We start from the raw sequence: 20,773 nt of genomic DNA, 5'->3' as shown, positions 1-20,773 counted from the left end.
GAGCCAATCATCTGAAACGTTGAAGTAAAAAGCGTCCTCACAAAATCCAATTTGCCTGTGAGTGATTATTCGGTCAATTCTTATGTGGGCTGTGGCCACGGCTGCAAATATTGCTACGCATCTTTTATGAAGCGTTTTACCAATCACCCGGAGCCCTGGGGAGAGTTCATCGACGTTAAATTTTGGCCGGAAATCAAACACCCGGAGCGGTATGCAGGGAAAGAACTGTTTCTCTGTTACGTGACCGACCCATATCAGCCGCTGGAGGAAACCGCCTGCCGCACCCGCGCCATTTTGGAGCAGATGCAGGGCAGCGAATGTAGCCTCAGTATTGCTACCAAGTCTGACCTGGTGCTGCGTGACCTTGACCTCATTAAAACATTCCCCAATGCGCGGGTATCCTGGTCGATCAAACACACTGGACGAAGATTTTCGCGCTGATATGGACAATGCAGTGAGCATTGAGCGGCGGCTGGCCGCTATGAAAGCATTCCATGATGCTGGTGTGCGCACCACCTGCTTTATCTCGCCGATTTTCCCCGGCCTCACCGACCTGCCCTCCATCATCCACCGGGCGAAGAATCAATGTAATTTGGTCTGGCTGGAAAACCTAAACTTGCGGGGCGGTTATAAGAAAACGATTTTTGACTATATAACGGAAAAACATCCAGACCTGCTGCCGCTGTACGATACCATTTACAATAAAAAAGAACGCAGCTACTGGTCAATGCTGGATGCGCAGATGCGGCAGTTTTGCCAAGAGGACGGGCTACTGTATGTCCGGGATGATGATTCCATCAAACGCCCGTTCAACGATCCGCCTATCGTGGTCAATTATTTTTTCAACGAAGAGATTATCCCTCGGCCAAAATGCAGAAGAACAGGTAATCAAAACTATATAGTAACATGCAGAAAGCTAGAAGTTGTAGAGGTGAGGTTATGAAACGCGCAGAATTAGAATCAGACATATAACGCCGAGACAGATTATCCGTGGCTCAAGTATCCGAATTATGAGGTGTTCCGGCATTGTAATAATCGGAAGTGGTTTGCTCTGATTATGGATGTACCAAAGAACAAGCTGGGGCTGCAAGGCGAAGAAATGCTGGAAGTGGTCGATTTCAAATGTGACCCAATTCTGATTGGCACACTACGAGAGGAGCCCGGCTTCTTCCCGGCGTATCACATGAGCAAGGATAGCTGGATTACTGTTGCACTGGATGTGCAGCGTATCAGATGACAAAATCAAAATGTTGCTTGATATGAGTTATGAAGCAACGATACCCAAAACATGCAAAAAGAGATACTGATAAATTCCCGTTTACCACCCAAGAACATCCATGAGAGAGGAGTGACCGTTATGAAGGAAAACAGAAAACTATTAAAAGAAGTGCTCAAGGACATCCGGCACGACATGACCGATGAGGAAGTGCTGAATCTGCTGGCAGACAGTAAGATCTCCGTCAGTCCTGAAAGCGAAAAAGAAAAGTATACGCTGGGGCAGCGTGCAGCGGATTCCATTGCAAAATTTGCCGGAAGCTGGGCGTTTATCTTTTCCTTTACCGGTGTTCTGATCCTTTGGATGGTGGTCAACACGGTGCTGGCTGCCAAGGCATTTGACCCGTATCCGTTTATTCTGCTGAATTTGGTACTGTCCTGTGTGGCGGCGATTCAGGCACCGCTGATCATGATGAGCCAGAACCGTCAGGAGGAAAAAGACCGCCGCAGAGCGGAAAATGACTATAAAGTCAACTTGAAGACCGAGATCATGATCGAGGACCTGTACGATAAAGTAAACGCCATTCTTGCCAAGCAGTCCGCACTGGAAAAGCGGCTGCAAAACGATGGCAAAAATCATACAAAGCAGCAGGAAAACAACTGAATCCTAGCTTTTTTGCGCCAAAATGGGATAAGCCGGAAAGAAAACGGTGTGCGATTTCATCTCCCGGTGTTGATTTTTGTCTCATTGTGGTAATGGGGGAAAGACAGATACAAGATATTGTTGCAAAAGTATTATTTTTTCGTGAATATTAGCGCTCTTATATTGACAGTGCTAAAAAACAATGCTATAACAGTGGCGTGCTCAGGAGGAAGGGCAAAAGGAGAGCCGCTAGGCTCCCCGGAAAGCCCTTCTGAATGGACGCTTCAGATTTTTTGCCCCGACCCGAACGCCGGGATTGGAGGAATGATTTATGCTTATGCCGACTGTTTTCCATGAAAACCTGTTCGATGATTTCTTCGATCCGTTCTGGAATGACGCTGCACTGGAACGTATGATGAACCGTGAGGCGCGTGATACCTTTGGTAAGCGTGGTGCAAACATGATGAAGACCGATGTCAAACAGACGGACAACGGCTACGAAGTAGCGGTTGACCTGCCGGGCTGCAAGAAGGAAGACGTTCAGATGGATCTGAACGACGGCTACCTGACCATTCAGGCAGTGCGCAGCCACAGTAATGACGAAAAGGATAAGAAGGGCCGCTATCTGCGGCACGAATCCTTCTCCGGCACCTGCGCACGCAGTTTCTACGTGGGCGATGTGAAGAAGGAAGACATCCACGCAAAGTTCGAGGATGGCGTCCTGCACGTCGAGCTGCCTGCTCCTCAGCAGACGAAGGCTTTGCCTGAGAACCCGAATCTGATTGCAATCGAGTAAAACGCCGGTCGTGTGCGCCAAGGCACAACGCACATAAGATGCCCCCGGAGAGCCGCAACAAGCCCTCCGGGGGCATTTTTTGTTTCCCGGTATTTTTCCGCAGCGGCAAGCCTTCGTCAAAACTCCGGGTGCCATTCATCCCGGATGCCAATGTCAGCACAGATGATTTTTCCGCACAGCGGCGCAGAAGCTTCTGCCATATGCAAAGGCTTATAACTGTCGAAGGTTACGGTCAAATCTGCATGGGCAGCACCCTCGGCAACCTCCCCGGTATCCGTGTTGATGCCGCTGGGCAGGTCTACAGCCAGCACAAAGGTGTCGCTCTTATGCAGACGGCGTATCAGCCCGCAGGCAGCAAGACCGGAAGGCCGAAGTGCACCATGGAACCCGGTGCCATAGAGAGCATAGCCAATGGACACCAAAAAAAGATCACCCATCGACCGCCTGCTGGAGATGGCAGAAAAGTTTGCCGCAAAACACGAATAAACTACCATAGATTCCATAAGCGAGTGACCTGAAAAGGCCGCTCGCTTTTTTGTTTACAACGAGATTGAAGGGAGGAACGCTATGCCAAGCAAAACCGAAGAATATCTCGCCCTTGCCCAGCGCACGGCCAACGGCTTGACCCGGTACTGGGAAAGCTGGACGGACTACCTGACCACCGCATCCCGGCTGTACAAGTACCCCTTTGCAGACCAGCTGATGATCTACGCCCAGCGCCCCGATGCCACCGCCTGCGCCGACTATGATGTTTGGAACAGCCGAATGAACCGCTATGTGCGCCGGGGAGCCAAGGGCATCGCCCTGCTGGACGAATCCAGCGGATTTCCTCGTCTGCACTACGTCTTTGACGTAAGCGACACCGGAGTGCGCCGCAATTCCCGTGACCCGGAGGTGTGGCAGTACAACGATGATCTGAAACAGCCTGTTTCGGAAATGCTCGCCGCTATCTACGGCATCAGCGGAGAGCGTGTTAGCCAGCAGCTTGCCGATGTTGCCGGAAAATTGGTGGCGGATTACTGGGACAACAACGGCGGCGACATCCGTGCCATCGTTGACGGCTCGCTCCTGATGGATTATGATGAAGCCGGGGTGGAGATGCAGTTCAAAAGCGCAGCAGCAATGAGTGTCACCTACACGCTGCTGGAACGCTGCGGCTTTGAGCCTGCCGGGTGGTTCGACAAGGACGATTTTCAGGCAATCTACAATTTCTCTACCCCGGATGCCGTCTTTGCCCTCGGCGCAGCCGTCAGCGACATGAGCCGGGAAGTCTTACGCCAAATCGAACGCACCGTAAAAACAACCATTCGCCGCAGAAACAACGAAAGGAGCCAATATGAATATGAGCAGCAATCTGAACTACACGCAGACCGGGGATTATCTTCTCCCGAACCTGACCCTGCATCAGCCGAAGACCTCGCTGGGCAAGTACGGCAGGCTGCGCCGGACGTATCTGATGAATCATCGCCCAGTGCTGTACAACACGATGCTCCTGAACGGGAGCCTGTACCCGCACCTGATGGAGGTGGAGCAGACGGCAGAGAGCCAGATGCAGCAGACCATGGAACAGCTTCTGAAGCAGAACCCGGCCCCGGACAAGGAGCAGAATCAGATGGCATGGGTGCAGCACATGAACAGCCTGCGGGCACAGGCCAAGGAACTGGTGCTGACGGAACTGATTTACAGCTGAGTTTCTTCGATGCCCACATCCCCACCGAAGCCCAGCAAATTGAAAAAATCGACCGAGCGGAGAGCGAAAAAACGCCCTCCGCTTTTGTTTTGTCGCAGGCTGAAATTGAGAACGAACTGCGCAAGCACGGTTCGGGATTTATGGGCGGTAAACAGCGCATTATGGCTCTGTACCAGACCCAGCTTGACCGAAATCTCCGTGCCAAAGCGTTGGCAAAGGAGTACGGCATTGGCGGGCACTCCCATGATTATTTGGACGGAAGCCGGGGCTTCGTCAACCACGACGGGAGAGGACTGGAATTTGACCATTACCCTGAGCACCAGAAAATCATCCTGAAATGGGCACAGGTGGAAAAGTATATCGACCTGATGATCCAGTCCGACCGCTACCTGACGGACAAGGAGAAGGAACACTACACGCCCCCTGCCCCTGCGCCGGTCAGCGTAAAGCCAGATGCCGCCCTGACCCATGCCAAAAACCTGATTCGGGATTTCTGTCTGGAGGAATACGACTCCGAGCCGGACTTTTCCGACCTGTCCAAAATCGGCGTTGCCTACACCAATGCCACAGACGAGGAAATTCCCATTCAGGTCAACGTCGATCTGGTGGGATACCGTGTGGAGCGGTATCTGGGCGAAGTGCTGATCGACGAACGGCAGTACGAAAGTCTGGAAGATCTGACCGAAACCGAACTGGAGGCTCTGGATTTTTCGGAATTGGTCAGCATTACGGACGAAGAACTGGAGCACTACCACAGCAAAGCAGAGGAACGCCCGGCACTGTTGCCGTTGGATGCCGCCTCCGAGTACAACGCCCTGAAGGAACAGCACCCGGATGCGCTGGTGGGCTTTGAGCAGAACGGACAGTTTGAGTTTTACGGCGAAGATGCCCGGAAGGTCTGCGAACTTGTAGGCGGGAAACTGCTGGAGAAGGAAACTGCGCTGGGCACCGTTCCGGTCACTGGTTTCCCCACCGACCAGTGGGCATACCGTGCCAAGCAGCTGTGGCAGTGCGGCGAGAACGTCTATCTTGCCGGGCTGAACGAGGATGGCACCCACCACCAGACCAAGTACCTGCGCCGGGAGGATTATCTGCCGCTGGGTGCTACCATCCACATGGAAGGGCGAACTTTCCGGGTTGATACGGTGAATTTTGATAAAGACAGCGTGACCCTACAGGATGTGGCACTGGCAGAAATGCGGATGCCCATTTTCCGGGAAGCGCCGCTGGCTGTTGTCCGGGAGTTGTACGAGGAGCAGGATATGATGGAATCCCCCCTGCCCGATTACAAGGTCGGTGACAATGTTGTGGTCGAACTCCTCACTCGAACTATTGAGGGGAAAGTTGGCTATGTTGGCGAAACCGATGTGCGCATCGACACCAGTGCGCACGGTCAGTCATGGGATAACGAAGTTGTCAATAAGCAACAATTCGAGGAGGGCTTGCGGCAGAATGAACAGGTTACTACGCGGCCAGATGATACTGTAAAAACGGTTGCCATATACCCTGCTGAAGAAAACCGTATGCCTTATGATATTGTGATCCAGACGATTGGCTCAAAATCACCTACTCTGGATGCAGTTGAACCGGAACGATCCACACTTGAACTTGCCGGGAATTTCCACATCACGGACGACCATCTGGGCGAGGGCGGCGCAAAGCAGAAATATGCCCGGAACATTGAAGCCATCCGCACCCTGTTCAAGCTGGAACAGGAGCACCGGGGTGCCACTGCCGAGGAACAGCAGGTGCTTTCCCAGTATGTGGGCTGGGGCGGTCTGGCGGATGCCTTTGACCCCGGTAAAGATAGTTGGGCAAAGGAATATGCAGAACTGAAAGGGCTGCTCTCTGAGGATGAATACGCCGCCGCCCGTTCCAGCACTCTGAACGCCCACTATACCTCTCCGGTGGTGATTCGCGCTATTTATGATGCTGTGGAAAAGATGGGCTTCCAGTCTGGAAATATCTTGGAGCCTTCCATGGGTGTGGGCAACTTCTTCGGAATGCTGCCGGACAGCATGGCAGACAGTCGGCTGTACGGCGTGGAACTGGACAGCATCACCGGGCGCATTGCGAAAAAACTGTATCCGCAGGCCGACATTACCGTGGCTGGCTTTGAAACCACCGACCGCCGTGATTTCTACGATCTGGCGGTGGGCAACGTGCCCTTTGGTCAGTACAAGGTCAACGATAAGGCGTACAACAAGCTGGGATTTTCTATCCACAATTATTTTTTTGCGAAAGCCATCGACCAAGTGCGTCCGGGCGGCATTGTGGCGTTTGTGACTTCTCGTTATACCATGGATAGCAAGGACAGCACCGCCCGCAAGCACATGGCAGAGCGTGCCGATCTGCTGGGTGCTATCCGTCTGCCGAACAATGCGTTCAAGGCCAATGCAGGCACAGATGTTGTCAGCGACATTATCTTTTTGCAGAAGCGTGACCGCCCTGCGGACATCGAACCTGCATGGGTGCAGTTGGGCAAGACCGAGGATGGCTTTGCCATCAACCAGTATTTCGTAGACCACCCGGAGATGGTTCTAGGTGAACTGACGATGGAAAGCACTCAGTACGGCAAGGAAGAATGTACTGTGCGCCCCATTGAGGGTGCAGTGCTGGCAGACCAGCTTGCAGAAGCGGTACAGCACATCGAGGGACAGTACACTGCCGCCGAGGTGGATGCTCCCGACATTGCCGAGGAAGAAACCGCCCGGCGTACCCTGCCTGCCGACCCGGACGTGAAGAATTTCAGCTACACCGTAGTGGACGGCGAAGTTTTCTACCGGGAAAATTCCGTGATGACGCAGGTAGAACTGTCCGACACCGCCAAGGGACGTGTCACCGGCATGGTGGAACTGCGGCAGATCGTCAATGACCTGATCGACCAGCAGTTGAACGACTACCCGGACGAGGACATCAAGGCAACGCAGGAGCATTTGAACGCCACCTACGATGCTTTTACCGCAAAATACGGTCTGCTGAACGACCGCAAAAATGGGCGGCTGTTTGAGCAGGATTCCTCGTATTATCTGCTGTGTTCGCTGGAAAATCTGGACGAGCAGGGGCAGCTCAAGAGCAAGGCGGCGATGTTCACCAAGCGCACCATTCGCCCGGAGCGCACCGTCACCAGCGTGGATACCCCCAGCGAAGCGTTGGCGGTGTCCATCGGGGAACACGGCAAGGTGGATTTGCCCTATATGGCAGAACTGCTGGGCACTCCCGGTGAGTACGGGCGCATCACCACTGAACTGTCCGGCGTGATCTTCAAGGACCCTGCCGCCGACCCCACCGACCCGGAAGCGGGCTGGCAGATGGCAGACGAGTACCTGTCCGGCGATGTCCGGGCAAAGCTGCGGATGGCGCAGTTTGCCGTCGAGACCAACCCGGAATTTGCGGTCAATGTGGATGCGCTGACTAAGGCACAGCCCAGAGAACTGGAAGCATCTGAAATTGATGTGCGCTTGGGTGCCACATGGCTTGACCCGGATATTATCCAAAAGTTTATGACCGAGACCTTCCAGATTCCCTACTATCTGCGCCATGCAGTCAAGGTGAGATATTCTCCTTATACCGCAGAATGGCGTGTGGAGGGCAAAACGGCTACGGGGCGGGGCGACATTATCTCCTCCGAGACCTACGGCACATCCCGTGCCAACGCCTACAAGATTTTGGAGGAGACCCTGAACCTGAAAGACGTCCGCATCTACGACACCATCGAGGATGCCGAGGGCAAGCCCAAGCGTGTGCTGAACAAGCGGGAGACCATGCTGGCGCAGCAGAAGCAGCAGGTCATCAAGGATGCTTTCGCCAACTGGGTCTGGCAGGACCCCCAGCGGCGCATTGCGCTGGTAAAACAGTACAATGAGTTGTTCAACAGCACCAGACCCCGTGAGTATGACGGTTCCCACATTCACTTTGTTGGCATGAACCCGGAAATCACCCTTCGGGAACACCAGCGCAACGCCATCGCCCATGTGCTTTATGGCGGTAATACGCTGCTTGCACATGAAGTTGGTGCGGGCAAGACCTACGAAATGGCGGCGTCTGCTATGGAAGCCAAACGGCTGGGGCTGTGCCAGAAATCGCTGTTTGTGGTGCCCAATCACCTGACGGAGCAGTGGGCATCGGAGTTTCTGAACCTCTACCCCAATGCTAAGCTGCTGGTAGCACGGCGCAAGGATTTTGAAACTGCCAACCGCAAAAAATTCTGTGCCCGCATCGCCACCGGGGACTACGATGCCGTCATCATCGGGCATTCGCAGTTTGAGCGCATACCGCTGTCCTTTGAACGGCAGGAGCGCATCATTCAGGAGCAAATTGATGAAACGCTTGCCGCCATCAACGAACTGAAAGCCCACGCAGGTGAGAATTTCTCCATTAAGCAGATGGAAAAGACCCGAAAAACGTTGGAAACCAAGCTGGAAAAACTGCGCTCCGATGAGCGCAAGGACGATGTAATCACCTTTGAGCAACTGGGCGTTGACAGGCTTTTTGTGGACGAGAGCCATTTTTACAAGAACCTCTTTTTGACCACAAAAATGCGGAATGTCGCAGGATTATCCACCAGCGAAGCGCAGAAATCCAGCGATATGTTCGGCAAGTGCCGCTATCTGGACGAGATCACCGGCGGGCGTGGCGTGGTGTTCGCCACGGGAACGCCCGTGAGCAATTCCATGACCGAACTGTACACGGTCATGCGGTATTTGCAGTACAGCACCTTGCAGCAGAAAAAGCTGACCCACTTCGACTGCTGGGCATCCACTTTTGGAGAGACCACCACTGCAATCGAGCTTGCGCCCGAAGGCTATACTTTAATAGGACGATAAACGTGATTGTCCTAAATTGAAAGATTCCATAAGAAAGGAGGTAGAACAAATGCCTAAAAAGCCAAAAATCACCGCACTCTATGAGCGTTTGTCAAGAGATGATGATCTTGCTGGTGAATCGAATTCCATCACCAACCAAAAGAAATATCTGGAAGATTACGCCCAAAAGAACGGCTTCAAGAACATCCACCATTTTACAGATGATGGCTTTTCAGGTGTGAATTTCAATCGTCCCGGCTTTCAATCTCTAATAAAAGAGGTAGAAGCAGGAAATGTCGAAACGCTTATTGTGAAGGATATGAGCCGCTTAGGACGAAATTATCTGCAAGTCGGTTTTTATACAGAAGTTCTGTTCCCACAGAAAAACGTCCGATTCCTTGCAATCAACAACAGCATCGACAGCAACAATGCTTCAGACAATGATTTTGCTCCGTTTTTGAACATTATGAACGAATGGTATGCCAAAGACACGAGTAATAAAATCAAGGCTGTGTTCGATGCCCGGATGAAGGATGGAAAACGTTGCAGCGGCTCTATTCCGTATGGATATAACCGTTTGCCGAACGACAAGCAGACACTTGTTGTTGATCCGGTGGCATCCGAAGTCGTAAAGCGCATTTTTCTTCTTGCGAACGCAGGAAAAAGCCCACGGACAATCGCAGAACTGTTGACAGAGGAAAAAGTCCTGATTCCTGCTGCATACGCAAAGAAATATCACCCGGAGCAGTACAATGGGACAAAGTTCTCCAATCCGTACCTGTGGGGCACCTCCTCCGTAAGAACAATTTTAGGTCGGCAGGAATATCTGGGACACACTGTTTTACGAAAATCTGTAAGCACAAATTTCAAACTTCACAAGAGAAAAGAAACAGATGAAGATGAACAGTACGTTTTCCAGAACACGCATGAACCGATTATATCGCAAGAACTTTGGGATAGTGTTCAGAAACGCAGATGCCGAGTGAATCGTGCTTCTGCTTGGAGAACGCACACCAACCGTTTAAGCGGGTATCTGTATTGTGCCGACTGCGGCAGAAGATTGACCTTGCAAACACACTACAGTAAAAAGGATGGGTCTACTCAATATTCTTATCGTTGTGGTGGATATGCAAGTCGGGTGAATGGCTGTACTGCCCATTCAATCAGTGCCGATAATGTTGAAGCCCTGATATTGGCATCGGTCAAACGCTTTTCGAGATTTGTTCTAAAAGATGAAGAAACCTTCGCTTTGGAACTGCAATCACTTTGGAAAGAGAAACGTGAAGAAAAGCCGAAGCAGAACCAATCGGAATTGAAACGTTGTCAAAAACGCTATGATGAGCTTTCTGCCCTTATTCGTAGTCTGTACGAAAATCTTATGTCTGGACTATTGCCCGAACGACAGTACAAGCAGCTGATGACACAGTATGATAGCGAGCAAGCGGAATTGGAATCGCAGATGGAAACGATGAAATCCGAAATTGCCGAAGATAAATCAAGTTCTGTTGATATTCAACATTTCATTTCGCTGATTCGTAAGTGCAAAAATCCAACAGAAATCTCCGATTCAATGTTTAACGAACTTGTCGATAAAATCGTTGTTTATGAAGCCGAGGGTGCAGGCAATGCCCGCACACAAAAGGTTGACATTTATTTCAACTATGTCGGCCAAGTCGATATTGCTTATACCGAGGAAGAACTTGCCGAACTGAAAGCGCAGAAGGAGCAGGAAGAACGGCAGCACATGGAAAAGCAGCGCAAACGTGAAAAAGCCTACCGAGAAAAGCGAAAGGCAAAGAAAATCGCTGAAAACGGTGGCGAGATCATTAAAACCAAAACGTGCCCGCACTGCGGGAAGATGTTTACACCTACGAGCAACCGACAGCTTTTCTGTTCAAGAGACTGCTGGAATCAGGCAAGACAGGAGCAAAAGGAAGCGGCTAGAGAAGCCGAGAGAGGAACTCACTACTACCGGCAGCGCACCTGTGCCGTGTGCGGTCACTCCTACTGGCCTACACACAGCCAGCAGGAATTTTGTTCCGATGAGTGCAGAAGAATCAACCACAACAAGAAAACCTTGGAATTCTATCACAAGAAAAAAGGAAATCTAAAACCAGACCCAGAAGCAACCCCAACGCCGAAACCAAAGGAGGATAATGCAGCATGACTACCTTAAAGAACACGCTCCACGACAGCAACAACGGTCTGGATTACACTATGGTCAACGGCTACTATCTGCCGAATCTGACTGTAGCAGCCCCGACAGAGCAGCACCCCACCGGGCGGTGGGGCCGCTTACATAACAGGTATCTGAAAGAACATCATCCCGTCCGGTACAATCAACTGCTCCTGTCCGGGGAGCTGGATAGCTACCTTGCCAAGCTGGACAAACAGACCGAGGAGCAGCTTGCATTGACCGTCCGGCAGATGCAGGAAGCTGAGGGCGTGACCGAAGCACTGAAAGCCGCCGATCAACTGGAATGGGTGCGCCGAATGAACAGCATCCGCAACCGTGCCGAGGAGATCATCAAGTCTGAGCTGATTTTTGTATAAGGAGGTGCCCACGATGGCTGTGCTGAAATGGATGCTGAAACTTGCCCTTTTTCCGCTGCTTCTGCTGCTGATTCTGGCGCAGTGGGTGGGCATCTTCCTTACGACCTTCTCCACGATCCTGACGAATCTGCTGGCGGGACTGTTTTTTTTCGTGGCGCTTGCAAGCTGGGTCATGAAGCTGGCAGACGGCGGCGAAGTCCTGAAAATGCTGATTACCGCATTTGTGGTTTTCGTCCTGCCTTACATAGCGATAGCAGCTATCGCCAAAATCTCCTTTTTCGCTGAGGAACTCCGAGATTTTCTCCAATCCTGAGTTCAAGACCGCCCTGCACAACGCACGGCGGTCTTTTTGCTACATCGGGTCTGCACAGGGCAGGCCCTTTTTTAATACGGAGGAACAAGCCTATGAAACTGACGTTTGAAGAAAAGAAGCTGCTCTATACCTATGGCTGCGCCGATCTGGAACTGACACGCAAGCGGCTGTACGAGATTGCCGGGCTGACGGTTGACCCCAATCAGAACAAACTGGTGTATGACTTCTGCCGGAAGCTGGAGGACGAAACGTTGGCAGACTGGTACGACCAGATGTTCTACTTTGTCCGTGCTGAGATGGAGTGCTACACCAACATGCTGCTCCTGATGCAGGACATCGAGGAGGACGAGGACTGGGGACCGACCATCTTTGACAAATCCGAGGAGGGAGAACTGATTGACGATGTTTAAGCTGGAGACCATGATCTACGCCAGCGAGGACGGGACTTACAGCGTGTTCACGCTGAATCCTGACTTGCAGAAACAGCTTGATGCCCTTGCAACGCAGCACCCGGAGGTGTGCCAGCGGAAGGCAAGGGGCGAAGCGGGTGGGGTGACGTATCAGGTCAGGAGCGATCTCGTGGAAATTAAGCCCAAGTAGTTTTTTGATTATAGCATAATGTTGCAAAATGCCCTTCAGATGACTTTTATACTGCAAAGTATTTGGAGGGTATACATAAATCTTAACGAATAATCTTGCAAAATGTTTTCAAGGCTGCTATACTAGCACAGAAGAGCTTTAGATGTAAAAAAGATAGAAAGGTACATCTTATATGAAGCAAAAGGCCCCTTATCCTCTTCGGATTGATGATGTCCTAGAGAAAAAAATAAAAAAACTAGCAAAGGACAATGATCGTTCGTACAGAGCACAAATTGAAAATATTTTAAAGAAATATGTTGCAGAATACGAACGAAAAAACGGAGAGATTTCTATTGAAGAGTCTCCAGAAAGCGAGTGATTACTATCAAAACATACAATATAATTGATTTGTTTTCCGGAGCTGGTGGTCTAAGTCTTGGGTTCAAGCAAACCGGGAAAATCAACATTGTGGCTGCTGCCGAAAACAATCCCAATGCACGAAAAACCTACAAGCGTAACTTTGCAGAAGTAAAGAGATTGTACCCTGATGTGAGAACTATTGACTATAACGAGTTAAAAGAAGCCGTTGGACAGGTAGACATCGTTATCGGCGGCCCGCCTTGTCAGGGCTTTTCTAACGCTAATAGGCAACATTCGACGATAATCAGTATGAATAATCGCCTAGTCAAAGAATATGTGCGCGCTATTTGTGAGTTGCAACCAACAGCATTTGTCATGGAAAATGTTGCGATGCTGAAATCTCAGGTTCATCGATTCTTTCTTGAAGAAAATGACATGACCAATGCTAAAATTCTAAATCTGCCCCTTCGAGAAGATAACATCGAAATACTTCCGCAAAACATGAATTTTGAGGGATCACGAGAGTTAATTTTGTTTGCGCCGAATGGTGTTCAATATGCGTGGGCAGAGACTTTTTACAAGACGATAAATCTACTCTATCGATATAGAATAAACCAGCCCAAATTCGATCTTTCGTTGACAAAATATGAAAAGAAGCTGGTTCCGCAACTACAAGAACTGTTCCGCGGCTTTAATGGAACAGAATCTTCAAATCGAATCCAGCAAAAAGATTCCTTCATGGCAATTCAGATTTTGAATTACATTGAGAATAAGGAAAAGCGGGAAGAATCATTTGATAGAGTGATTCAAGCTATCAGAGATTCACTCTTGATTCAAAGAGCACTGCTTAAGGTCAAAGAATTAAGTGATAATAATATCCACGTTTTCGATTATGTTGAAAAAGATGGCGGGCTGTATGCTACAGTTAAATCTTACTCGGTGCTAGATTATTTACAGGGTATACTTGAAAATGAGCCATACAACTATACATTAAAATGTGACACGCTTAATGCAATCAGTTTTGGTGCGCCGCAGCGAAGAGAACGTTTTATCATGGTTGGTCTGAAAAAAGATCTGAATATTGAATATACTTATCCTGAAACTACCTTCACCGAGGGGTCTTATCGAACTGTTCGGGATGCGATTTCTGATATTCAGGACATTGAACCGGGAAAAGAAGTAACGGATTCCTATTTCACTCTTCCGCCGCATCCAGAAGCGCAAGGTTTGGAAAAAGAACTGAGAGGAAGATGTTTACATAACCACATAACAACTGCAACGAGAGAAACTGCACTGTCTCGATTCAAAGCACTAAAGGCGGGAGAAAACTTCCACGATCTTTCCCCCGAATTAAAAACCACCTATAGCAATGCAGAACGAACCCAAAATACGATTTATATGCGTTTGAAATATGATGAGCCCTCCGGAACGGTAGTCAATGTTCGGAAATCCATGTGGATTCATCCTGAACTTGATCGAGCCATATCAATACGAGAGGCTGCAAGGCTTCAAACATTCCCCGATTCGTTTATTTTTGAAGGAACGAAAGATTCCCAGTATCAGCAAGTTGGAAATGCGGTTCCGCCTTTTCTTGCTAAGGCAGTAGCAGAGAGTATTATCAGTATCCTAGATCAGGTTCAATAAAAAAGCGGGTTGCCCTGTCATAGAGCAACCCGCTTTCTTTATTGAACCTCTGTTGACGGAACTTCCTGCTTGGGAGAAGACGGTGTGGAGATTTCCAATGCCTTTGCATGGATTTTCTCGTAGATTCTTTCTTCTGGCAGGCAATCCAAAATATAGATTCCTCCGAGAAGATTCAGGTACTTTGCAAGAAGTCCGAACTGGTCTGTGTTAATTTCTCTTCCGGATTTTCTGACATCAATTATAGCACTCAGAAACGGACGAATAATGGCCGGATTGTTAGATGTATTACGTTCCAGTGCGTGCATGATGTAATCGGAACTTTCACAGATGAACTTTGTCAATTCCCAAGGGTCTTTTCTTTTTTCATCGTATGTCAGCCGTCCAATCCACCACAACCGGGACAGCGCATTTCGGGTAAGAGAACGACGTCCAGCCTTCTGTCCGAAAAAGAAGTGATCTTTTACTGCACTAACAGTACACTTTTGGTCGATTCCCCAACGGTATTGAACATACGTCCAGAAGGGTCCCAAACAAAGTCCAGCCCAAAGCCGCTCATCCGAAGCCTGTGAATCGGTCAAAAACTTCAAATTACTATAGACCCGGATTGCATTTTCCGCTTCTGTAAGAAATGCCTTCTTTGGATCAGCTGACATATCGAGCGAAAAATCTTTGATTTCTTTGAACTTGGTATCGGAGAAGAGAGGCTGATTTAGCTCCTCAGAAAGCCAATCAGACGATGGCTGCTTGAATTTGTTCACCCAGCTATCGAGGTTGCTTTTAATTACATCGATATTATCATAACACACAAATTGCAACTTCATTCATCTTCACCTCCCGATGATGTGGGACTATTAACTAAAAATTTGAAAGCATCACTTAACGGGTCGTTGACTAATTTTTGAGCTAGTTCCATAAAATTCAGCGCATCAAATTGTGTGGATTCAATCTCACAATCGAATTTTGTTGAAAGAGTTTTTGAAAGAACCTTATACCACAATGTATCCGAATTGTTTTCGTTACGTTCATCGGGACTTTGCGCCCGTAGTTGTCCTAGAACATACACAAGCGCAGGGACAACGGTCAACGAATTTAATATGGATTGAGCCTCAGGAAGAGACTGAAGGGCACTGTAATTGGTAAAGTCATCCCAAGGAAGTTTTATCATGATCTTTCGCTGCGACATATCGACAAGCATCTGATGACAACTAGTGTCGGGATTTCGCGTGATACTAAAAATAGACGGTGTATTTGCAATGTCATCAGTGTTTTTTGTGATGTCCAAAACCACCATCTTTCCAACCGCCAAAACACAGCCTGCCTCAATGTCAAAAACTTCACCTTGGTAGTCGTCATGAAAATCCGAACTGCTATAGCCATTTAAGTCTTTAACGGCCACCACAAACGGGCAAATTTGAAGTTTTCCATTCACAGTTTGGCTGAAAAGCGTATATGTCTCACTTAATTGATCTGTCTGAATAACAGTACGGAACCCGGTTTGCGCACATTCAAGATGGTAGACATACTTTGCGTCGCCATTCTTGATGCGCTCTAATAAACTTTGGCATGTCAGCGTTGCAAGAAAGTCCAAACGATAATTATAGCCATCGCGTACAACATCAATAGTCGCATCAAAACTGCCGTTTTTATAGTCATCTGAATACGATGAAAGTACCGGATAAGGATAAAGTTTATACTTGATTTCCATAAGCTTTCACCTCCATGGAGCAGTAGTCATGATAATCCAACTGTATGTCGATGCGCAAAGGCTGGTTGGCAGTGAATACAAGATTAGAGATTCTATTATTTGAAATCTTCAAATCAGGGCAGCTAGCACAGGTTGCACTGACGATGGAAGCTTCGTAATTCTGCGATTCGGCGGACATGAAGACGTCCATAATACCGTTTTGTGCAGAAATCATAGGAGTGAAAACGATAGTATACTGTCCTGTAGCCTTATCACGCAGGACGTTGCGAATACGTGCTGCGGAGATTGAAATGAACTTTTTATGATGCTCAACAGGAGTTTTTCCGCCACCATTCCCGGGATTGCTCCCGCCGCCGTTTCCACCGCCGCCACCATTTCCAGTACTTCCACTACCGCCTTCACCGGGAAGGTCGGTTACAGTGGCATCACCATCTTCATCGTCAGGAGCGTCAACCATGGTTTGTTTGTTGTCAGGGATATTTGCATCCGAGGGTTTGGGCGGTGCCTCAACTACACGAACCTTTATCTCCTTGATTTCATCAGTGATGGATTCGGCTCGTTCCTGATTAGCAGCGTCCTCAGCATCGTTTGCCGACAGATATTCACCAACAGACGGATCGAGTTCCTCTTCTGCAATCTCATCCTTCATCGAATTCAACGAATCCTTCATGAATTTGAGCATTGTTTTCATTAGCTGATTATATTGAGCTTTATTATCCGCTCGCTCTTTTTCCCATGCAAGATGTTGTGGATTTTCAAGGTTTCTCAGATACGAATTGATGGCATCGCCTTCGATGAGCAAGGTTCCCGCAAAGGGAACAATACCATTTATGTTGCCCTTATCCTTAATTTTCATACCGGTCTGACGAATCATAGCGACTCGACGGTTGAATGTAGGTTCAATCATCAACCGGAGTGTCAGGGTTCCACTCGTTGCAGGATCATCCTTAAGTTCAAGCGTAAAAGAACGTGCGTTTTCATTGTCGGTCAACACACGATAGTACTCGTCAGCGTGTTCCTTGAAATATTCCTTATGGGAATCCATCAAATCCGGAAGCGTTTCTTTGTTGATGGTTATGCCATCAACATCTACAACTAGCGAACCGGTATAAATCGCATATAAGAATCCATCCAGAATGGACGCTACCATTTGATGCTCCCAACCCGTTTCGCCAGTGAATCCAGCAATAAAGATGTCAGTACCGGTACATTTTTCAGGTCTGGTATAATTAGGATTCAAGGAGTATTGGTTATACATCGGAGAGTTCTTGTCACATCCATAAAAACCAATTCCCTGAGTTGTTTCTTTCTTTTTATTTTTAAAAGTGGTCAGTCTTGCAACGCCTTGAGAGGCGGAGATATTATCTACGTCATAGGTGCTATAAAAAACTGTACGAAGACTTGAGCAGGCAAATGGTGCGAATTTTCCAATACCAAACGAGCCGCCATTACTACCGGACTTATTAGAAGCACCAGAAGATTTTGTCAAATTACACCATGGTGAATTATATTCATCACGTGAACCTGTCAAACCAGAGGTGTTAAAATCGCTGATTCGAAGGCATTTGATGGTGTTGGCATTCATGTCTTTTAAGGCACGTTTGAAAAAATTTCTCGCTTGCGTGGAATCCTGAATTTTCCAGAAGTCGCGAGATCGTTCAAAGGCATCTTCCAAATTAGAAGAATCCGGAATAGTCTTCGGATTGATTGTGAATGTTTCGAATTCGAGTCTAGCTGGATGAGCATTGTCGAGCCGAGCATCCAACGAATTTTGGCAAATTTCACGAGCAAGAGATTTGATAGGCGTTCCCTTGAACATCTCAACACCGGAATCCGCAATGCCAATGATTTGGCTGTGGTTGTTAGATGGGAAATTCCATTTTGGAGACAAATTAAACATCATGCCCCTCCTTATCTTAAAGTGAAACGAGGCGACTTTTCAGCATCCGTTTTGTTGAATTTTCGTTTCGCTTCTCTTACTTCAATCTCAATCGCTTGAAAAATTTGATCTACATCATCTTGAGTGTATTCATAGAAGGATGTGTTAGCACAATTCCCAAGCAGTTGAAGGGTGTCGATTATCTTGTTGGTTCTTGCTTCTGCAAGACGAACAAACTTTTCGTGCTTGCTTTCTTCCGCTTTGCTCTTCATAAGAATGCCCTCCTTCTATCACCAAGTATAGGCCCATAGAACTATAAAGTCAATAATATTTTGGCAATATTTTTATAATATTACAAAAATATTGCCATTTGGCGGCCCACAAAGAAGAAAAAGAAGCCAATATGCGTCAAAAACAAAAGGAGCGTGATGCCATGACCCAACCGAAAACCAATCTTGCCTACCTCCGCAGCGAAAAAGCCAAAGCAGAGCAGAAGCTGCGCTCTTGCCAGCACCGGGAGAAAATCCTTGAACGCCAGATGTCGGAACTGAATCGGAGAGAGCGTGTGCATCGTCTTTGCACCCGTGCCGGAATGCTGGAAAGTTTTCTGATCTGTCCGGGAGAATTGACCGACGATCAGGTGATGGAACTGCTGAAAATCTCGTTCCACCAGCCTGAAGTCGTGCTGACACTTGCAAAGATGGTGCATGATGTTCACGAACGCAACAACGTCCAAAACCCTTTAGAATAAAGGGCGCAATTATACACCGTTCCGGTGAAATTGTGGTCTTGCAGACGGCTTGATGAAATCGAAGCTGGCGTTTGTGCGCCAGCCCGATTCCATCCCAAGGAAAACTGCATTTTCCTTGCGCTGCTTTGCAGCTATCCTTTTGCGGCTCCCGCCTAAGACCGAAGCGCATGGCACTCCGGTCCAAGGCGGCGAGCACAACCGAATACGATTCCAGACCGTTCACAAGAGCAATCTTGCTGGGCGGTCTTTTTGTTTGGGGGTGATGCCTATTCCGTGTCCGCATTTCAAAATCACCATCGTCAAGCGCAGCCAAGGGCAGTCCGCTGTTGCCGGGGCCGCTTATCAGAGCGGCGAACGGCTGTTCAGCGAGTACGACCAGAAAACGAAATTCTACAACAAGAAGAAAGAACTTGTCCACGCCGAAGTCATGCTGCCGTCCCATGCACCACCCGGATTTGCAGACCGTGCAACGCTCTGGAACGCCGTGGAAGCCGTGGAGAACCAGTGGAACTCCCAGCTTGCCCGGCGCATCGTGCTGGCGTTCCCGGTAGAGGTGCCGAAGGAACAATATCTTCCCATGCTCAAAGAATTTTGCAACGAGCAGTTTGTTTCCAAGGGCATGATTGCCGATTTTGCCATCCACGACAAGGGAGATGGAAACCCACACGCCCACATTCTACTGACCATCCGGGCAATGGACGAACACGGCAAGTGGCTCCCGAAAGCCAGAAAGGTGTACGACCTTGACGAGAACGGTGAGCGCATCCAGCTCCCTTCTGGGAACTGGAAGTGCCACAAGGAAAACACCGTGGACTGGAACGACCAGAAGTACGCTGAGGTCTGGCGGCATGGCTGGGAGACCATCACCAACCGCTATCTGGAAGTAGCGGGCAGACCGGAACGTGTTGACCTGCGCTCCTTTGAGCGACAGGGCATCCAGCAGATACCGACCGTGCATCTCGGCCCCGCTGCACACCAGATGGAAAAGCGCGGGGTGGAAACCTTTCTCGGCAATCTGAACCGGGATATTCGAGCCGCCAACAGCCTGATGCAGTCCATCCGCAGTGCAATTCGTGGTCTGCAACGCTGGATCGCAGACCTGAACGAAAAGAAGCAGCTTCTTCTGGACGCTCTGGAAAAGGCGAAGGAACCCACACTGTCCGACCTGCTGGTGGACTACTTCAATCTCCGCAATGAGCAGCGCAGCGATTGGTCTGGCAAGGCAAAACTGAAATGCACTGTCCGAGACTTTGAGGAAGTCAAACAGGCGGTGGACTATTTGAAAGCCCATTCTCTGAACACCATCGAGGATTTGGACACCGCCATCTCACATTTGAACCAGACCACCGCTCCTCTCCGCGGGCAGTTGAAGCAGAACGAAAACCGTATACGGGCAATCGCTCAGATCAAGGACGCTGCTGCCGTCCATGCCAAGCTGAAACCTATCCACGACACCTTTATCAAGAGGAACTTCAAGCTGACCAAGGACGCTTATGCCGCCCAGCACAAAGAGGAGCTGGACACCTTTAATAAAGCCGTCCGCACCCTGATGAAGCTGAACGGCAGCACCGCGGTGGACTTTTCGGCATTGGATGCCGAATTTTCTGCGCTGCAATCCAGCAGCGCAGAGCTGCGCACCAAACTGGAAACCTTGCAACCGGACGTCTTTGCCCTGAAAAATATCCGCAAGTATATTGACATGGTGCTGAATAAGCAGCAGCTTTCTGCACCGGGCGGCAAGACCTCGGAAAAAGAATCGGTGCTGAAAAAGCTGGAAGAAGTCAAGGCAACGCAGACCACAAAGAAAACGGAAACGAAAAATCACACACAGGAGCTTTAA

The 20,773-nt window shown here is 49.1% G+C and carries 19 protein-coding genes and 1 pseudogene; 15 read left to right on the top strand and 5 right to left on the bottom strand.

From position 1 onward, the window contains the following. Positions 1–51 precede the first annotated feature (51 nt). The 4 genes and pseudogenes from ACNQFG_RS06290 (at position 52) to ACNQFG_RS06275 (ending at position 2,654) form a co-directional block, all read left to right on the top strand. Positions 52–943 (top strand): annotated as a pseudogene (locus ACNQFG_RS06290) (radical SAM protein). A gap of 72 nt (positions 944–1,015) precedes the next feature. Then, positions 1,016–1,237, top strand: coding sequence for an MmcQ/YjbR family DNA-binding protein (locus ACNQFG_RS06285; protein WP_226815879.1), 222 nt, complete (start codon positions 1,016–1,018; stop codon positions 1,235–1,237). Between the two features lie 51 nt (positions 1,238–1,288). Then, the gene (locus ACNQFG_RS06280) at positions 1,289–1,879 is read left to right on the top strand and encodes a DUF1003 domain-containing protein (protein ID WP_005924646.1); all 591 of its coding nucleotides are present in this window, start codon (positions 1,289–1,291) and stop codon (positions 1,877–1,879) included. Between the two features lie 310 nt (positions 1,880–2,189). Beyond that, on the top strand, positions 2,190–2,654 hold the full coding sequence (locus ACNQFG_RS06275; protein ID WP_005924644.1) for an Hsp20/alpha crystallin family protein: 465 nt from the start codon (positions 2,190–2,192) through the stop codon (positions 2,652–2,654). A gap of 116 nt (positions 2,655–2,770) precedes the next feature. Here ACNQFG_RS06275 and ACNQFG_RS06270 read toward each other — a convergent pair whose 3' ends face one another. Then, positions 2,771–3,091, bottom strand: coding sequence for an NAD(P)H-hydrate epimerase (locus ACNQFG_RS06270; protein WP_423406357.1), 321 nt, complete (start codon positions 3,089–3,091; stop codon positions 2,771–2,773). An 899-nt stretch (positions 3,092–3,990) separates the two neighbouring features. Here ACNQFG_RS06270 and ACNQFG_RS06265 point away from each other — a divergent pair. The 9 genes from ACNQFG_RS06265 to ACNQFG_RS06225 all read left to right on the top strand — a co-directional run bounded on the left by ACNQFG_RS06265 (position 3,991) and on the right by ACNQFG_RS06225 (position 14,598). Continuing rightward, complete coding sequence (locus ACNQFG_RS06265; RefSeq protein ID WP_423406356.1) at positions 3,991–4,344, top strand: TnpV protein; 354 nt, start codon at positions 3,991–3,993, stop codon at positions 4,342–4,344. A 161-nt stretch (positions 4,345–4,505) separates the two neighbouring features. Then, on the top strand, positions 4,506–9,170 hold the full coding sequence (locus ACNQFG_RS06260) for a DEAD/DEAH box helicase family protein (RefSeq protein ID WP_423406555.1): 4,665 nt from the start codon (positions 4,506–4,508) through the stop codon (positions 9,168–9,170). 49 nt (positions 9,171–9,219) lie between these two features. After that, positions 9,220–11,316, top strand: a complete 2,097-nt coding sequence (locus ACNQFG_RS06255) for a recombinase family protein (RefSeq protein ID WP_423406355.1) — start codon at positions 9,220–9,222, stop codon at positions 11,314–11,316. Next, positions 11,313–11,702: a TnpV protein gene (locus tag ACNQFG_RS06250; RefSeq protein WP_423406354.1), complete on the top strand. Its 390-nt coding sequence runs from the start codon at positions 11,313–11,315 to the stop codon at positions 11,700–11,702. The genes ACNQFG_RS06255 and ACNQFG_RS06250 overlap by 4 nt, the downstream gene beginning before the upstream one ends. A gap of 13 nt (positions 11,703–11,715) precedes the next feature. Further along, on the top strand, positions 11,716–12,015 hold the full coding sequence (locus tag ACNQFG_RS06245; RefSeq protein ID WP_249241699.1) for a hypothetical protein: 300 nt from the start codon (positions 11,716–11,718) through the stop codon (positions 12,013–12,015). A 92-nt stretch (positions 12,016–12,107) separates the two neighbouring features. Further along, on the top strand, positions 12,108–12,425 hold the full coding sequence (locus ACNQFG_RS06240) for a hypothetical protein (protein ID WP_316539497.1): 318 nt from the start codon (positions 12,108–12,110) through the stop codon (positions 12,423–12,425). Further along, positions 12,418–12,615: a hypothetical protein gene (locus tag ACNQFG_RS06235; protein WP_423406554.1), complete on the top strand. Its 198-nt coding sequence runs from the start codon at positions 12,418–12,420 to the stop codon at positions 12,613–12,615. Before ACNQFG_RS06240 ends, ACNQFG_RS06235 begins: the two co-directional genes overlap by 8 nt. Positions 12,616–12,787: 172 nt before the next feature. Further along, positions 12,788–12,973: a hypothetical protein gene (locus ACNQFG_RS06230; protein WP_113621358.1), complete on the top strand. Its 186-nt coding sequence runs from the start codon at positions 12,788–12,790 to the stop codon at positions 12,971–12,973. Beyond that, positions 12,970–14,598 carry a DNA cytosine methyltransferase gene (locus tag ACNQFG_RS06225; RefSeq protein WP_423406353.1) on the top strand — a complete coding sequence of 543 codons (1,629 nt, stop codon included), beginning with the start codon at positions 12,970–12,972 and terminating at the stop codon, positions 14,596–14,598. The genes ACNQFG_RS06230 and ACNQFG_RS06225 overlap by 4 nt, the downstream gene beginning before the upstream one ends. A 38-nt stretch (positions 14,599–14,636) precedes the next feature. On the opposite strand, the gene ACNQFG_RS06220 is transcribed toward ACNQFG_RS06225, so the two are convergent. The 4 genes from ACNQFG_RS06220 to ACNQFG_RS06205 are packed head-to-tail and all read right to left on the bottom strand — an operon-like array spanning position 14,637 to position 18,454. After that, positions 14,637–15,419, bottom strand: coding sequence for a DUF6339 family protein (locus tag ACNQFG_RS06220; protein WP_113621360.1), 783 nt, complete (start codon positions 15,417–15,419; stop codon positions 14,637–14,639). Continuing rightward, positions 15,416–16,303 carry a hypothetical protein gene (locus ACNQFG_RS06215; protein ID WP_423406352.1) on the bottom strand — a complete coding sequence of 296 codons (888 nt, stop codon included), beginning with the start codon at positions 16,301–16,303 and terminating at the stop codon, positions 15,416–15,418. Before ACNQFG_RS06215 ends, ACNQFG_RS06220 begins: the two co-directional genes overlap by 4 nt. Beyond that, positions 16,287–18,206 carry a hypothetical protein gene (locus ACNQFG_RS06210; RefSeq protein ID WP_423406351.1) on the bottom strand — a complete coding sequence of 640 codons (1,920 nt, stop codon included), beginning with the start codon at positions 18,204–18,206 and terminating at the stop codon, positions 16,287–16,289. The genes ACNQFG_RS06215 and ACNQFG_RS06210 overlap by 17 nt, the downstream gene beginning before the upstream one ends. A gap of 8 nt (positions 18,207–18,214) precedes the next feature. Beyond that, complete coding sequence (locus tag ACNQFG_RS06205) at positions 18,215–18,454, bottom strand: hypothetical protein (RefSeq protein ID WP_113621363.1); 240 nt, start codon at positions 18,452–18,454, stop codon at positions 18,215–18,217. A 131-nt stretch (positions 18,455–18,585) separates the two neighbouring features. Here ACNQFG_RS06205 and ACNQFG_RS06200 point away from each other — a divergent pair, with 131 nt between their 5' ends. Together ACNQFG_RS06200 and mobQ are read left to right on the top strand one after the other, a co-directional pair. Further along, the gene (locus tag ACNQFG_RS06200) at positions 18,586–18,933 is read left to right on the top strand and encodes a DUF3847 domain-containing protein (protein ID WP_423406350.1); all 348 of its coding nucleotides are present in this window, start codon (positions 18,586–18,588) and stop codon (positions 18,931–18,933) included. Between the two features lie 268 nt (positions 18,934–19,201). Then, positions 19,202–20,773, top strand: coding sequence for a MobQ family relaxase (gene mobQ / locus ACNQFG_RS06195; protein ID WP_423406553.1), 1,572 nt, complete (start codon positions 19,202–19,204; stop codon positions 20,771–20,773).

This window comes from Faecalibacterium prausnitzii, assembly GCF_049532945.1.
Lineage (GTDB): Bacteria > Bacillota > Clostridia > Oscillospirales > Ruminococcaceae > Faecalibacterium > Faecalibacterium prausnitzii_N.
The sequence above is the reverse complement of the archived record's forward strand: the minus strand, read 5'-3'. Positions and strand labels throughout refer to the sequence as shown.

Coding starts and splice junctions, on each gene's coding strand:
- ACNQFG_RS06250 (WP_423406354.1), top strand. CDS start 11,313: ATGACTACCTTAAAGAACACGCTCCACGACAGCAACAACGGTCTGGAT.
- ACNQFG_RS06275 (WP_005924644.1), top strand. CDS start 2,190: ATGCTTATGCCGACTGTTTTCCATGAAAACCTGTTCGATGATTTCTTC.
- ACNQFG_RS06220 (WP_113621360.1), bottom strand. CDS start 15,419: ATGAAGTTGCAATTTGTGTGTTATGATAATATCGATGTAATTAAAAGC.
- ACNQFG_RS06245 (WP_249241699.1), top strand. CDS start 11,716: ATGGCTGTGCTGAAATGGATGCTGAAACTTGCCCTTTTTCCGCTGCTT.
- ACNQFG_RS06240 (WP_316539497.1), top strand. CDS start 12,108: ATGAAACTGACGTTTGAAGAAAAGAAGCTGCTCTATACCTATGGCTGC.
- ACNQFG_RS06255 (WP_423406355.1), top strand. CDS start 9,220: ATGCCTAAAAAGCCAAAAATCACCGCACTCTATGAGCGTTTGTCAAGA.
- ACNQFG_RS06210 (WP_423406351.1), bottom strand. CDS start 18,206: ATGATGTTTAATTTGTCTCCAAAATGGAATTTCCCATCTAACAACCAC.
- ACNQFG_RS06205 (WP_113621363.1), bottom strand. CDS start 18,454: ATGAAGAGCAAAGCGGAAGAAAGCAAGCACGAAAAGTTTGTTCGTCTT.
- ACNQFG_RS06280 (WP_005924646.1), top strand. CDS start 1,289: ATGCAAAAAGAGATACTGATAAATTCCCGTTTACCACCCAAGAACATC.
- ACNQFG_RS06270 (WP_423406357.1), bottom strand. CDS start 3,091: ATGGGTGATCTTTTTTTGGTGTCCATTGGCTATGCTCTCTATGGCACC.
- ACNQFG_RS06215 (WP_423406352.1), bottom strand. CDS start 16,303: ATGGAAATCAAGTATAAACTTTATCCTTATCCGGTACTTTCATCGTAT.
- ACNQFG_RS06260 (WP_423406555.1), top strand. CDS start 4,506: ATGGCTCTGTACCAGACCCAGCTTGACCGAAATCTCCGTGCCAAAGCG.
- ACNQFG_RS06265 (WP_423406356.1), top strand. CDS start 3,991: ATGAATATGAGCAGCAATCTGAACTACACGCAGACCGGGGATTATCTT.
- ACNQFG_RS06230 (WP_113621358.1), top strand. CDS start 12,788: ATGAAGCAAAAGGCCCCTTATCCTCTTCGGATTGATGATGTCCTAGAG.
- ACNQFG_RS06200 (WP_423406350.1), top strand. CDS start 18,586: ATGCGTCAAAAACAAAAGGAGCGTGATGCCATGACCCAACCGAAAACC.
- ACNQFG_RS06235 (WP_423406554.1), top strand. CDS start 12,418: ATGTTTAAGCTGGAGACCATGATCTACGCCAGCGAGGACGGGACTTAC.